12 protein-coding genes are annotated in these 13,257 nt (G+C 70.6%); 3 read left to right on the top strand and 9 right to left on the bottom strand.

Annotated elements, in window-relative coordinates:
• Nucleotides 1-3 precede the first annotated feature (3 nt).
• The 3 genes from GQR16_RS10715 to GQR16_RS10705 form a co-directional block, all read right to left on the bottom strand.
• Entirely contained in the window at nucleotides 4-1,128 is a 1,125-nt protein-coding gene (locus tag GQR16_RS10715) for a phosphotransferase family protein (RefSeq protein WP_157415123.1), read from the bottom strand.
• Between the two features lie 141 nt (nucleotides 1,129-1,269).
• Complete coding sequence (locus tag GQR16_RS10710) at nucleotides 1,270-1,683, bottom strand: acyl-CoA thioesterase (RefSeq protein WP_157415122.1); 414 nt, start codon at nucleotides 1,681-1,683, stop codon at nucleotides 1,270-1,272.
• Nucleotides 1,680-2,405 (bottom strand): QsdR family transcriptional regulator, encoded by a 726-nt coding sequence (locus GQR16_RS10705; protein ID WP_170298463.1) that lies wholly within the window; start codon nucleotides 2,403-2,405, stop codon nucleotides 1,680-1,682. Before GQR16_RS10705 ends, GQR16_RS10710 begins: the two co-directional genes overlap by 4 nt.
• A 90-nt stretch (nucleotides 2,406-2,495) precedes the next feature.
• Between GQR16_RS10705 and GQR16_RS10700 the strand changes: the two genes are divergently transcribed.
• Both GQR16_RS10700 and GQR16_RS10695 read left to right on the top strand, forming a co-directional pair.
• The gene (locus GQR16_RS10700; RefSeq protein ID WP_157415121.1) at nucleotides 2,496-3,725 is read left to right on the top strand and encodes an acyl-CoA dehydrogenase family protein; all 1,230 of its coding nucleotides are present in this window, start codon (nucleotides 2,496-2,498) and stop codon (nucleotides 3,723-3,725) included.
• A 133-nt stretch (nucleotides 3,726-3,858) separates the two neighbouring features.
• Nucleotides 3,859-5,097, top strand: coding sequence for an acetyl-CoA C-acetyltransferase (locus GQR16_RS10695; RefSeq protein WP_157415120.1), 1,239 nt, complete (start codon nucleotides 3,859-3,861; stop codon nucleotides 5,095-5,097).
• Between the two features lie 52 nt (nucleotides 5,098-5,149).
• Here GQR16_RS10695 and GQR16_RS10690 read toward each other — a convergent pair whose 3' ends face one another.
• The 3 genes from GQR16_RS10690 to GQR16_RS10680 all read right to left on the bottom strand — a co-directional run bounded on the left by GQR16_RS10690 (nucleotide 5,150) and on the right by GQR16_RS10680 (nucleotide 7,660).
• Nucleotides 5,150-5,626, bottom strand: a complete 477-nt coding sequence (locus GQR16_RS10690; protein ID WP_157415119.1) for a MaoC family dehydratase — start codon at nucleotides 5,624-5,626, stop codon at nucleotides 5,150-5,152.
• Nucleotides 5,623-6,372 carry a 3-oxoacyl-ACP reductase FabG gene (fabG, locus tag GQR16_RS10685; protein ID WP_157415118.1) on the bottom strand — a complete coding sequence of 250 codons (750 nt, stop codon included), beginning with the start codon at nucleotides 6,370-6,372 and terminating at the stop codon, nucleotides 5,623-5,625. The genes GQR16_RS10690 and fabG overlap by 4 nt, the downstream gene beginning before the upstream one ends.
• A gap of 139 nt (nucleotides 6,373-6,511) precedes the next feature.
• On the bottom strand, nucleotides 6,512-7,660 hold the full coding sequence (locus tag GQR16_RS10680) for an alcohol dehydrogenase catalytic domain-containing protein (RefSeq protein ID WP_157415117.1): 1,149 nt from the start codon (nucleotides 7,658-7,660) through the stop codon (nucleotides 6,512-6,514).
• A 145-nt stretch (nucleotides 7,661-7,805) separates the two neighbouring features.
• On the opposite strand from GQR16_RS10680, the gene GQR16_RS10675 reads away from it, so the two are divergent.
• Nucleotides 7,806-8,963, top strand: coding sequence for a serine hydrolase domain-containing protein (locus GQR16_RS10675; protein ID WP_157415116.1), 1,158 nt, complete (start codon nucleotides 7,806-7,808; stop codon nucleotides 8,961-8,963).
• Nucleotides 8,964-8,989: 26 nt separating this feature from the next.
• Here the strand turns inward: GQR16_RS10675 and GQR16_RS10670 are convergent, their stop codons facing one another.
• The 3 genes from GQR16_RS10670 to GQR16_RS10660 form a co-directional block, all read right to left on the bottom strand.
• On the bottom strand, nucleotides 8,990-9,292 hold the full coding sequence (locus tag GQR16_RS10670; protein WP_157415115.1) for a putative antibiotic biosynthesis monooxygenase: 303 nt from the start codon (nucleotides 9,290-9,292) through the stop codon (nucleotides 8,990-8,992).
• Nucleotides 9,293-9,377: 85 nt separating this feature from the next.
• Nucleotides 9,378-11,462: an ABC transporter ATP-binding protein gene (locus GQR16_RS10665; RefSeq protein WP_157415114.1), complete on the bottom strand. Its 2,085-nt coding sequence runs from the start codon at nucleotides 11,460-11,462 to the stop codon at nucleotides 9,378-9,380.
• Nucleotides 11,459-13,192 carry an ABC transporter ATP-binding protein gene (locus tag GQR16_RS10660; RefSeq protein WP_157415113.1) on the bottom strand — a complete coding sequence of 578 codons (1,734 nt, stop codon included), beginning with the start codon at nucleotides 13,190-13,192 and terminating at the stop codon, nucleotides 11,459-11,461. The genes GQR16_RS10665 and GQR16_RS10660 overlap by 4 nt, the downstream gene beginning before the upstream one ends.
• Nucleotides 13,193-13,257 lie beyond the last annotated feature (65 nt).

Raw genomic sequence — 13,257 nt, 5'->3', positions numbered from 1 at the left:
GCGTCAGGCTCCCGTGATCGTCGAGTTCGTGGTGGCGTGGCTCGTGGTGCCGTGGTTCGTCATGCCGTGGCTCGTGGTCGCGTGCGCGAGACCGGTGCTCGCGAGCGGTTCGACCAGCTGGCCGATGCGGTCGAAGCCCTCGCCGAGGGTCTGCCCCTGGCGGTAGCGGTAGTGGATGCCCTCGAGGATCACCGCGAGCTTGTAGGCCGCGAAGGCCCGGTACCAGGTGAGGTCGGGCGTGCGGATGTCGGCGGCCTGCGCGTAGTGATCGACGAGCTCGTCGAACCCCGGGTAGCCCGCGGCGGGGTCGACCGCGCTGCGGGTGAGCCCGACGGCGTCGGGCGCGAGTGACGCGATGTTCCAGTACATGCCGAGCATGCCGAGGTCGACGAGGGGGTCGCCGAGGGTGGCCATCTCCCAGTCGAGGATCGCGGCGATGCGTGGGCGGTCGCCGGGGCCGGCGATGATCGCGTTGTCGAGGCGGTAGTCGCCGTGCACGATGCCGCTGCGCAGGTCTCCGGCCGGCGGCATCCGCTCCTCGAGTCGCTGCTGCAATCGGTCGAGTTCGGGCAGCTCCCGGCTGCGCGAGGCCTCGAGCTGTCGTCGCCAGGTGCGCAGCTGGCGGTCGAGGTATCCGTCAGGCCGGCCGAAGTCCTCGAGGCCGACGGATACCGCGTCGAGCGTGTGCAGTCGGGCGAGCGTCGCCGCGAACTCGAGTCCGAGGCCGTGCAGTCCGGATGCCGTGTAGTCGGCGTTCTGGCGTGGACTCGCGAGCACGACGCCTTCGACGACGCGCATCACGAAGAACGGGGTGCCGGTGACGCGTGCGGCCTCGGTGTCGTCGACGAGGTCGACGGCGGGCGGAACGGGAACGCCGGAGCCTTCGAGCGCACTGATCACGCGGTGCTCGCGCCCCATGTCGTGGGCGCTCGCGAGCACGTGGCCAAGCGGAGGCCGGCGCACGATGAGCGGCACGCGCGGGCCGTCGATGCGGTAGGTGAGGTTGCTGCGGCCGCCGGCGATGAGTGTCGCGGTCGGCTTCGCGCTCGGCGAGCCCGTGAGGTCGGGGTGCGCCTCGGAGAGCCACTCGGAGAAGCCCGCGAGGTTCAGCCCTGGGGTGTCGGTCATCGTCGATCGCCTTTCCGGCACCGCCCTGGTGCCCGCACCGCCATGGTGCGCGAGGGTCCGTGCATCGACCCGTCACGACAGCATACCGCGCGGTCGGTATGTTGGGGAACGGATGCCGCGGCATCCGCTCGCCTCCATGGCTCACGCGAGCAGGCGAGCCTCGACCTCGGAGCGGATGCCGGTCGGGATCGGCACGGGGCGACGCGACCCGGCGTCGACGAACACATGCACGAAGCGGCCCTCGGCGATGGGCTCGGCCTCGCCGCTGCGGTGGATGCCGAGCGACCACGTGATGCTCGACGACCCCAGGCGCTCGACGCCGATCGCGACCTCGAGCGGCTCGGGGAACGACGCCGATGCGCGGAACTCGCAGCTCGACGACACCACGAGGCCGATCGGCTCCTCGCCGTGCGGGTCGAGGCCGGCGTGCTCGATCATCCACGTGTTCACGGCCGTGTCCATGGCTTCGTAGTAGACGGTGTTGTTGACGTGGCCGTACTGGTCGTTGTCGTTCCAGCGCGTCGTGAACGGGCGGCGCTCGGGGCGGTGCGTCACGGCGCGACCTCGGCCGCGGCATCCTCCGCGCTATTCGTCGCCGCGGCATCCTCCGCCGCGGCATCCGTCGCCTCGGCGAGGTCGGCCCGCAGCAGGATGCGGAACGCGCGCCGCGCCCGAGCCGCACTCGGGGTGTCGCCCGCGATGAGGTCGGCGTAGGTGAACGATTCCGAGACGCGCACGAGCAGGTAGGCGAGCTCGTCGGCCGTGATCGCACCGCCGAGCGGGCGTTCGCCGAGTTCGCGTTCGACGAGCCAGCGGGCGGTGGCGACGTAGCGGCGCTGGATCTCGCTCTCGGTCGTCGTGAGCAGGCGAAGGGCCCTGGCGGGCTCGCGGCGCAGGAAGTCGCGGAAGTACTGCGCACTGATCAGGGCGCCCGCGAAGCTCGAGAGCTGCTCGGCAACGCGCTCGGCACCGTGCAGGCTCTCGGTCGCGTGCTCGGAGAGCACGAGCGTCGGCACGGCGAGCGACCACAGCACCTCGGAGAGCAGGGCGTCGCGGTTGCCGACCCAGCGGAAGAGCGAGGTGCGGTCGACGCCGAGGGTCGTCGCGAGCGAGCCCATGTCGATGCGACGGCCGCTGATGAATGTCTCGCGTGCGAGCTCGAACGCGCGGACCGCGTCGGCGTGCCCGCCGTCGGCCAGGCGGTCGGAGAGCCACGAGGGTGCGGCGCGCAGGCCGACCTCGGCGATCTCGTGGGTGGTTCCGGTCGTCGTCGGCATGCCGGAACTCTACTCGTCTCGCCCACCGGGCGTGCAACATTCTCGAAAATGATGCATAGTGGGAGGAGTTCACCGACGAACGGAGAAGCGATGACGCTCACACTCGACCCCCAGTCCGAGGCCGCGACGGCCGCCACCGTGCTCGACGCCGACTTCTACGGCTTCATGGGTCGGCTCACCTCGGCCGAGCGGGCCTCGGTCGCCGAGATCCGCGACTACCTCGAGCGCGAGGTGCGGCCCGGCGCCGACGACCGCTGGGAGGCGACGACGAGCCCGCGGCACCTGATTCCCGGCTTCGCCGAGCTCGGCCTCTTCGGCTCGGGCATCCCCGAGGTCGCGCACTTCGAGAACTCCGCCGTCTACCGCGGTTGGATCGCCCTCGAGATCGCGCGCGTCGACCCGTCGACGGCGACCTTCATCGGCGTGCACTCCGGACTCGCGATGAACGCGATCGCGGTCGGCGGTTCGCCCGAGCAGAAGGCCGAGTGGCTCGAGCCGATGGCGCGCGGCGAACTCATCGGCGCCTTCGGACTCACCGAACCGCTGCACGGCTCCGACACCGCGAAGGGCCTCGAGACCACGGCCACTCGTCGCACGAACGCCGACGGCACCGACGAGTGGGTGCTGAACGGCGCCAAGCGCTGGATCGGCAACGCGACCTTCGCCGACGTCGTCGTCATCTGGGCGCGCGACACGGCCGACGACCAGGTCAAGGGCTATCTCGTTCGCCAACCGGCCACGGGCTTCACCGCCACGAAGATCGAGCGCAAGCAGTCGCTCCGCGCCGTCGAGAACGCCGACATCGTGCTCGAGGACGTGATCGTGCCCGAGTCCGATCGGCTCCAGGAGATCCACGGGTTCCGCGACGTCGCGATCGTGCTGCGCCTCACCCGAGCGGATGTCGCGTGGCAGGCGATCGGCGTCGCCGTGGGCGCCTACGAGGCTGCCCTCGCCTACACGAAGACCCGCGTGCAGTTCGGGAAGCCCATCGCCTCGTTCCAGCTCGTGCAGCAGAAGCTCGCCGACTCGCTCGCCGACATCACGGCATCGATCGCGCTCTGCGTTCGCGTCAGCGAGATGCTCGACGAAGACGCCCAGAAGGACCACCACTCCGCTATGGCCAAGGCCTTCGCGACGAAGCGCATGCGCGAGGTCGTCGCCCGCAGCCGCGAGCTCATGGGCGGCAACGGCATCCAGCTCGACCACGGCGCCGCGCGCTTCTTCGCCGACGCCGAGGCCGTCTACACGTTCGAGGGCACGTACGACATGAACACGCTCATCGTCGGCCGCGCCATCACGGGCATCGCCGCCTTCGTCTGAGCTGGTTCGCCGGTCGAGTCGGCGCGCCAGCGCCGTATCGAGACCAGCGAATGGCACGCGCACTCGCGACGCTCACCGCGTGACCCGACCGGCCGAGCCCCGACATCCGAACCACTCCCGAAAGGAACACCGCATGACCGAGGCGTACATCGTCGCCACCGCCCGCTCGCCCATCGGCCGCGCCCGCAAGGGGTCGCTCGCCGGCATCCGGGGCGACGACCTGACCGTGCAGATGGTCGAGGCCGCGCTCGCGAAGGTGCCCGCGCTCGACCCGGCGCGCATCGAGGACCTGCTGCTCGGCTGCGGCCAGCCCGGCGGCGAACAGGGCATGAACCTGGCGCGCATCGTCGCCGTGCTGCTCGGACTCGACGGGCTGCCCGGCACGACCGTGAACCGGTACTGCTCGTCGAGCCTGCAGACGACGCGCATGGCCTTCCACGCGATCAAGGCCGGTGAGGGCGACGTGTTCATCTCGGCGGGCGTCGAATCGGTGTCGAACATGGGCGTCGGCTCGGCCGACTACATCCCGGGGGCGAAGCTCACCAACCCGAGGTTCGACGAGGCCGAGGCGCGCACGCAGGCTCGCGCCGTCGGTGGGGCGGATGCCGCGGGCCTGCGCCCGTGGCACGACCCCCGCATCGACGGCCTGCTGCCCGACGCGTACATCGCCATGGGCCAGACCGCCGAGAACGTCGCGGAGCTCCGCGGTGTCACGCGCGACGAGCAGGACGCGTTCGCGGCCCGCAGCCAGCAGCGTGCCGAGGCGGCGATCGCCTCGGGCTTCTGGGCGAACGACATCACACCCGTGACCCTCGCCGACGGCACGGTCGTCGCGGCCGACGACGGACCGCGCGCGGGCGTCACGGTCGAGGCACTCGCGGGGCTCGACCCCGTGTTCCGGCCCGACGGCACCGTGACCGCGGGCAACTGCTGTCCGCTCAACGACGGCGCCGCAGCGGTGGTCGTCGTCTCCGACCGCATCGTCGACGAGCTCGGGCTCCAGCCGCTCGCCCGCATCGTGTCGACCGGCGTCAGCGGGCTCTCGCCCGAGATCATGGGACTCGGACCCGTCGAGGCCTCGCGCCGGGCACTCGCCCGCGCCGGACTCTCGATCGACGACATCGACCTCGTCGAGCTCAACGAGGCCTTCGCCGCGCAGGTCATCCCGTCGGCGCGCGAGCTCGGCGTCGACCCCGAGCGCCTCAACGTGCACGGCGGCGCGATCGCCGTGGGCCACCCCTTCGGCATGACGGGCGCGCGCATCACCTCGACGCTCATCAACGGGCTCGCCGCCACCGGCGGACGCTACGGCCTCGAGACCATGTGCGTCGGCGGTGGCCAGGGCATGGCCCTCGTGCTCGAGCGCGTGTGACGCCGGCGCCGCACACCTGAGGACGGTTCGTGCGCACGAGGCCAAGCGGTGGTCAGGCGGGCACGAGGAGCGTGACCCACTGGGCGATGAGCGCGGGGCGCTCGGATCCCTCGATCTCGATCGTGAGGTCCTGCACCACCCGGATGCCGCTGCCGGTCGGCTCGGCCGAGGCGAGCGTTCCGACGGCTCGCACGCGCGAGCCCGCCGTCACCGGCTGCAGGAACCGCACCTTCTCGAACCCGTAGTTGACGCCCATCGCGACGCCCTGCACCTCGATGAGCGGGGTCGCGAGTGCGGTGAGCAGCGAGAGGGTGAGGAACCCGTGGGCGATCGGGGCGCCGAACGGGCCGGCGGTGGCTCGGTCGACGTCGACGTGGATCCACTGGTGATCGTCGGTGGCCTCCGCGAACTGCTCGATGCGCGCCTGGTCGACCTCGAACCACTCGCCGGGGCCGATGGCCGTGCCGACGGCGTCGAGCAGCGCCTCGGGCGAGGCGAGCCGCAGCGGGGAGTCGATCGCCGCGCTCATGCCTTCGGCCCGCCCGCCACGTAGAGCACCTGGCCCGAGACGAACGACGCGGCATCCGAGCAGAAGAACGACACGGCGGCCGCAACGTCCTCGGGCTGGCCGACGCGGCCCACCGGGATCTCCTTGGCCGCGCCCTCGAGCAGTTGCTCGTTCGTGATGCCCATGCGCTCGGCCGTCTGGCGCAGCATGTCGGTCGCGATGAAGCCGGGCGCGACCGAGTTCGCCGTCACGTTGTAGCGTCCGAGCTCGATCGCCAGGGTCTTGGTGAAGCCCTGCATGCCGGCCTTCGCCGCCGCGTAGTTCGCCTGGCCGCGGTTGCCCAGCGCCGAGGTGCTCGAGAGGTTCACGATGCGACCCCACTTCGCCTCGACCTGGTGGGCCTGCACGGCGCGCGTCATGAGGAACGCGCCGCGCAGGTGCACCGCGAGCACGGCGTCCCAGTCGTCGTCGGTCATCTTGAAGAGCAGGTTGTCGCGCAGGATGCCGGCGTTGTTCACGAGGACCGTCGGCGCGCCGAGCTCGTCGGCGATCCGTGCGACGGCCTCGGCGACCGCGGCCGCGTCGGCCACGTTCGCGCCGACGGCGATCGCGCGGCCGCCGTCGGCCTCGATCGCGGACACGGTGTCGGCGCAGGCCGACGCGTCGAGGTCGAGCACGGCGACGGCGTACCCGTCGGCGGCGAGGCGTCTCGCGGTGGCGGCTCCGATGCCGCGCGCGGCTCCGGTGACGATGGCGGTGCGGGTCATGCGACGTTCCTTTCGTCGAGGTGATCGGCCGTGGGCCGGCCGATCCTGTGCAGTGGAGCGGGTTCGGTCGAGTTCGGTCGAGCGAAGTTCAGGGGGTTGCGGTGAGCGAGCGCGGTCGACCACGTCGGGTCGAGCGGGTTCAGTCGAGCGTGATGAGCTGTCGGAGCTCCCCGCCAGCGGCGAGGCGATCCATGGCCGCGTCGAGTTCGTCGAGGCGGATGCGCGACGACACGAGCCGTTCGAGCGGGAGGCGCCCCGCCCGCCAGAGCTCCACGTAGCGCGGGATGTCTCGTGCCGGAACGGCCGAGCCGAGGTAACTGCCGATGACGGTGCGCGCCTCGGCCGTGAGCGTCAGCGGCGAGATCGTCGCGCGGGCGTCGGCCGCCGGCAGGCCGACGGTGACCGTCGTGCCGCCCGGCGCGGTGAGCGCGAGCGCGGTTTCGAACGCCCGGGCCGAGCCGGCGGCCTCGATGACGAGCGGGGCCAGCCCCGCGGCATCCGACTGGCCGTCGCCGTTGCCGTTGGCGGGTTCGGATGTCGCGCGCAGCGCCTCGTCGGGCGCGTAGGCCGCGCTCGCCCCGAGCTCCATCGCGGTCGCGAGCTTGGCGGGCAGCGCGTCGACGCCCACGACCTCGTGGCCGAGGGCGACGGCGACGAGCAGCGCGGCCATGCCGACGCCGCCGAGGCCGACGATCGTCACGCGCGTGTCGGGTGCGGGGCGGCCGGCGTTGATCACCGCGCCGCCGCCCGTGAGCACCGCGCAGCCGAGGAGTGCGGCGATCTCGGCCGGCACGTCGTCGTCGACCGGCACGACCGAGGTGCGGCTGACGACCGCGTGGCTCGCGAACGCCGAGACGCCGAGGTGGTGGTGCACGGGCGTGCCGTCGCGCTGCAGGCGGATGCCGCCGCCGACGAGCGCGCCCACGGCGTTCGCAGCACTGCCGGTTCGGCAGGGCAGGCGTCCGTCGCTCGCGCATTCGGGGCAGTCGCCGCAGCGGGGGAGGAACGTCATGACCACGCGTGTGCCGATGGCGAGGTCGGTGACGCCGTCGCCCGTCTGCTCGACGATGCCGGATGCCTCGTGCCCGAGCAGCATCGGCGTCGGCCTGCGGCGGTTGCCGTCGACGACGCTGAGGTCGGAGTGGCAGACGCCCGCGGCTTCGATGCGCACGAGGAGCTCGCCGGGGCCCGGCGGATCGAGCTCGAGCGGCCCGACCGTGAACGGGCGCGAAACCGCGAATGGCGCCTCGGCGCCGGATGTCTCGAGCACCGCCCCGATGATCTGCATGCACGTCCTCCTCGACGGCCGAGCGGGTCGTGGCGACACCGCGCGTGACAAGCATACCGACCGCGCGGTATGCTCGCGAATCGAACCGGGAACCCGCCGTTCGCGGCACGCACCCGACCGCCACTCGACCCGAGGAGCCTCGACGATGAGCCTTCCCATCCACGGACACGTGCACGACGACTTCGCGGGACTCCGCGACGAGTTCGAACGCCGACTCGCCTCGGGCGCCGAACTCGGCGCCTCCCTCGCGGTGATCGTCGACGGCGAGCCGGTCGTCGATCTCTGGGGCGGCTGGTCCGACCCCGAGCATGCGGCCGAATGGCAGCAGGACACGATCACGAACGTGTGGTCGATCTCGAAGACCGTCACGGCGCTCGCCGCACTCGTGCTCCTCGACCGCGGCGAACTCGACCCCGAACTCCCGGTCGCCCACTACTGGCCCGAGTTCGCCGCAGCCGGCAAGGAGGGCGTGCTCGTCAAGCACGTGCTCATGCACACGTCGGGCGTCTCCGGATGGGCGCAGCCGATCACCGGCGCCGACATCCTCGACACGGATGCCGCGGCCGCGCGCCTGGCCGCGCAGCCGCTGTGGTGGCCGGCCGGCGCGGCCTCCGGCTACCACCTGCTCGACTACGGCCACCTGGTCGGCGAGCTCGTGCGCCGCATCACCGGCCGCTCGCTCGGACGCTTCGTCGCCGACGAGATCGCCGGGCCGCTCGGCGCGGACTTCTGGCTCGGACTCCCCGCCTCCGAGGATCACCGCGTGAGCAACGTCGTGCCGCCGCCGCCAATCCAGTTGGACGTCTCGGCCATGCCGCCCGAGTCGCCGGCGTTCAAGACCTACAGCGGCCCGCCGCTCGATGCCGAGGTGACCTGGACACGCGAATGGCGCGCCGCGGGCGTCGGTGGGGCCGGCGGCCAGGGCAACGCCCGCTCGGTCGCGCGCATCAACGCACTCGTCTCGAACGGCGGCGAGCTCGACGGGGTGCGCCTGCTGTCGCCCGCGACGATCGATCGGATCTTCGCCGAGCACACCGACAACGTCGACCTCGTGCTCGGCCTGCCCTTGCGGTTCGGCCTCGGGTTCGCGGTGTCGAACCCGGCCAGCACGCCCTGGATCCCCGAGGGCCGCGTCGCCTTCTGGGGTGGCTGGGGCGGGTCGATCGTCGTCAATGACGTCGATCGGCGCACGACGTTCGCCTACGTGATGAACCGGATGTCGCCGGGCATCATCGGCTCGCCGCGATCCGACGCCTACACGCGTGCGGTCTACGCCGCGCTCGGCGCGAACGCTCGCGCCTGACGCGGCCGTCGCCGAACGGCCGCGAGCTACGCGAGCCGTTCGACTGGGAACAACTCCGTACGCGCCACGACGCGATCGCGCTCGTCGGCCAGCGCGAGGCGTTCCGGGTCGTTCAGGTATGCGTCGAGGGATGCCTGCGAGGCGAACCGGTACGTCTGCACCTCGTGAGGGTGCCCGGCCGCGCCGTCGCCCCGCAGGCGGGTGAGCACCTCGCCGCCGTGACCGGCGATCAGGGCGAGCACGTGATCCTCGTACGCCGTCATCGCGGCCTCCTGGCCGGGGTGCGCCCAGAGCAGGCAGCAGAGCACGAGTGGCTGATCGGCTGACATGCGAGGCAGCCTAGCGAACGACGGAGCCCGGGTGCGGCATCCGAAGACGCCCCACCCGGGCTCGTGGTGTTCGAGGGCTACCCGATCAGAGCTCGGGTTCCAGAGCCTCGGCGGCCGCCTCGACTCGAGCCTCGAGCGGATTCGTGCCGGCCTCGGCCGCGCCGTCGGCGACCAGGGCCGCCGCCTCGGCATCGAAGTCGGCCGCGGCCTGCTCGAACTGCGAGTTGTACAGGCGCCAGTACGCGCCCTCGCGAGCGATGAGCTCGTCGTGGCTGCCCTGCTCGACGATGTCGCCGTGCTCCATCACGAGGATGAGGTCGGCGTCGCGGATGGTCGAGAGCCGGTGCGCGATCACGAACGACGTGCGTCCTTCGCGGAGCGCGGCCATGGCGTGCTGCAGCAGCAGCTCGGTGCGGGTGTCGACCGAGGACGTCGCCTCGTCGAGGATCAGCACCGACGGCTGCGCCACGAAGGCGCGGGCGATCGTGACGAGCTGCTTCTCGCCCGCCGAGACGTTGGACGCCTCTTCGTCGAGCACGGTGTCGTAACCGTCGGGCAGCGAGTGCACGAAGCGGTCGACGTAGGTCGCGCGGGCCGCCTCGAGGATCTCCTCATCGGTCGCCGTCTCGCGCCCGTAGCGGATGTTCTCGCGGATCGAGCCGGCGAACAGCCACGGGTCCTGGAGCACCATGCCGGTCTTCGCACGCATGTCGCGTCGCGTGAGCTCGGAGATGTCCTGGCCGTTGAGCAGGATGCGACCGCCGTCGAGCTCGTAGAACCGCATGATGAGGTTCACGAGCGTCGTCTTGCCCGCGCCGGTGGGCCCGACGATCGCGACCGTCTGCCCCGGCTCGACCCGGAACGACAGGTCGCGGATCAGCGGGTGCTCGGGGCTGTACGAGAACGAGACGTGCTCGAACTCGATGGTGCCGTCGCCCTCTGCGGGCTTCGGGGAGTCGACCGCGTCGGGGTCCTGCTCGTCGGCGTCGAGCAGCTGGAACACGCGCTCGGCCGAGGCGGTGCCGGACTGCACGACCGCGGCCATGCCACCGAGCTCGGAGAGCGGCTGCGTGAACTGCTGCGAGTACTGGATGAACGCCTGCACGTCGCCGAGGCGCAGCTGGCCGCTCGCGACCATGAGCCCGCCGAGCACCGCGATGCCCACGTAGGTGAGGTTTCCGATGAACATCATGCCCGGCATGATGATGCCCGAGAGGAACTGCGCCTTGAACGAGGCCTCGTAGAGTTCCTCGTTCTCGGCCTTGAACTTCGCGTGCGAGTCGGCCTCGCGACCGAACACCTTGACGAGCGCGTGGCCGGAGAAGGACTCCTCGACGCGCGCGTTGAGCCGACCGACCTTTCGCCACTGGATGCCGAACGCCTTCTGCGACTTCGGGCCGATGACGCCGAAGATCACGGCCATGAGCGGCAGCGACACGAGCGCGACGATCGCGAGCTGCCACGAGATCGAGAACATCATGATGAGCACGCCGACCACGGTGAGCACCGCGGTGATGGCCCCCGACAGGGACTGCTGCATGGTCTGCGTGATGTTGTCGATGTCGTTGGTCACGCGCGAGATGAGCTCGCCGCGCTGCACCTTGTCGAAGTAGCTGAGCGGCAGGCGGTTGAGCTTGGCCTCGACGTCTTCGCGCAGCTTCCACATCGTGCGCACCATGATCACGTTGACGACGTAGCCCTGCACCCACGTGAGGATCGCCGAGACCACGTAGAGCAGCAGCACGGCGATGAGGATCTGGCTGAGCTTGACGAAGTCGATGCCCTCGCCGGGCACCGCGTTCGCCGTCTGAACGATGTTGGCGAAGTCGTCTTGGCCCTCGGCGCGCAGCATCTCGACCGCCTGCTCGTTGCTGAGGCCGGCGGGAAGCTGGGCGCCGATGAAGCCGGCGAACAGCACGTTCGTGGCCTCTGCGAGCACCTTCGGCGCGATGACCGCGAGCACGACGCCTGCTGCGCCGAGCAGCGAGACGAACGTGAAGGCGACCGCGTGCGGCTTCAGCCGCCCGATGAGCCGACGGAAGCTGGGGCCGAACTTCGAGGCCTTGCCCGGAGCGACGCTGTCCCAGTCGCCCGAGTTCACTCGGGCCTGCTCGGCGAGCTCGAGCTCGTACTGCTCCTCTTCGGAGATCTGGGTGGGTTCGGTGGTCATCGGGCTGCCTCCGCGCCGAGCTGGGATTCGACGATCTCGCGATAGGTGTCGGATGTCTCGAGCAACTGCTCGTGCGTGCCGACGCCGACCATGGCGCCGTCGTCGAGCACGATGATGCGGTCGGCATCGGTGATGCTCGAGACGCGCTGGGCGACGACGATCTTCGTCACGTCGGGCAGCTCGCGCCAGAGCGCGTGCCGCAGGTTGGCGTCGGTCGTGAGGTCGAGCGCCGAGAAGGAGTCGTCGAAGACGAGCACGTCGGGCTGGTGCACGATCGCGCGGGCGATCGCGAGGCGCTGCCGCTGGCCGCCGGAGACGTTCGTGCCGCCCTGCGCGATGCGCGCGCCGAGCTGGCCCTCCATCTCCTCGACGAAGTCGCGACCCTGCGCGATCTCGAGCGCGTGCCACAGTTCTTCGTCGGTTGCCTCCTCGCGCCCGTACCTGAGGTTCGATGCGACGGTGCCGCTGAAGAGGAACGGCCGCTGCGGCACGAGGCCGATCGAGTCCCAGAGCACGTCGAGGTCGGCCTGGCGCACGTCGACCCCGCCGACCGCGACCGAGCCGCCCGTGGTGTCGAAGAGCCTCGGGATGAGCGAGACGAGCGTCGTCTTGCCGGCGCCCGTCGACCCGACGATGGCGACGGTCTCGCCGCGCGCGGCGCTGAAGCTGATGCCGTCGAGCACGGGGTGCTCGGCGCCGGGGTAGGTGAACGAGACATCCGTCAGCTCGATCGTTCCGGGCGTCGGCAGTTCGTGGATGGGGTTCGCCGGGCGCTCGAGCGTGCTCGTGCTGTCGAGCACCTCGGCGATGCGGTCTGCCGAGACCGCCGCGCGCGGGATCATGATCGTCATGAAGCTCGCCATGAGCACGCCCGTGAGGATCAGCATCACGTACTGCATGAAGGCGAACAGGGTGCCGATCTGCGCATCGCCGGAGTCGACGGCGAAGGCGCCGAACCAGACGACCCCGACGATCGTGACGTTGAGCACGAGCATGAAGAGCGGGAAGAGCAGCACGAACAGGGATCCGACCCGGCGGCCGACGATCATGATGTCGGTGTTCGCCTCGCGGAAGCGCTCCTCCTCGATGGGCTCGCGCACGAAGGCGCGCACGACGCGCACACCCGTGAGCTGCTCGCGCATGATTCGGTTCACGTTGTCGAGCTTGTGCTGGAAGCTGCGGAACAGCGGCACCATGCGGCTGATGATGAGGATCGCGATGACGAGCAGCACGGTCACGGCGACCGCGATGATCCACCCGAGCCCGACGTCTTGACGGAGCGCGAAGTAGATGCCGCCGATCGCGAGGATCGGGGCCGTGACGAGCATCGTGGCGCCCATCATCGCGAGCATCTGCACCTGCTGCACGTCGTTCGTGTTGCGCGTGATGAGCGAGCCCGGGCCGAACTTCGAGACCTCGCGCTCGGAGAACCCGCTGACCTTCTCGAACACGTCGTTGCGGATGTCTCGACCGAGCCGCATCGCGGCCTTCGCGGCGAAGTAGGTGGCGATGATCGAGGCCGTGATCTGCCCGAGGGAGATCAGCAGCATGACGGCGCCGGTCGACCAGATGTACTCGGTGTCGCCCTTGGCGACGCCGTTGTCGATGATCTTGGCGTTGAGGTCGGGGAGGTTGAATGTGGCGATCGCCGAGAGGATCTGGAAGACCAGCACCCCGACGAGCAACCACGAATAGGGCTTGAGATAGCGGATCAGAAGTCTGCCGAGCATGATTCTCCGAAGGAACGAGGTGAGCGGGTCTCGATGGCCAGCGTGCGCGATCTCCGAGCAGAGCT

The organism is Agromyces allii (assembly GCF_009749385.1).
GTDB lineage: Bacteria > Actinomycetota > Actinomycetes > Actinomycetales > Microbacteriaceae > Agromyces > Agromyces allii.
Note: the sequence above shows the minus strand (reverse complement) of the source record. Positions and strands in the feature narration are given on the sequence as shown.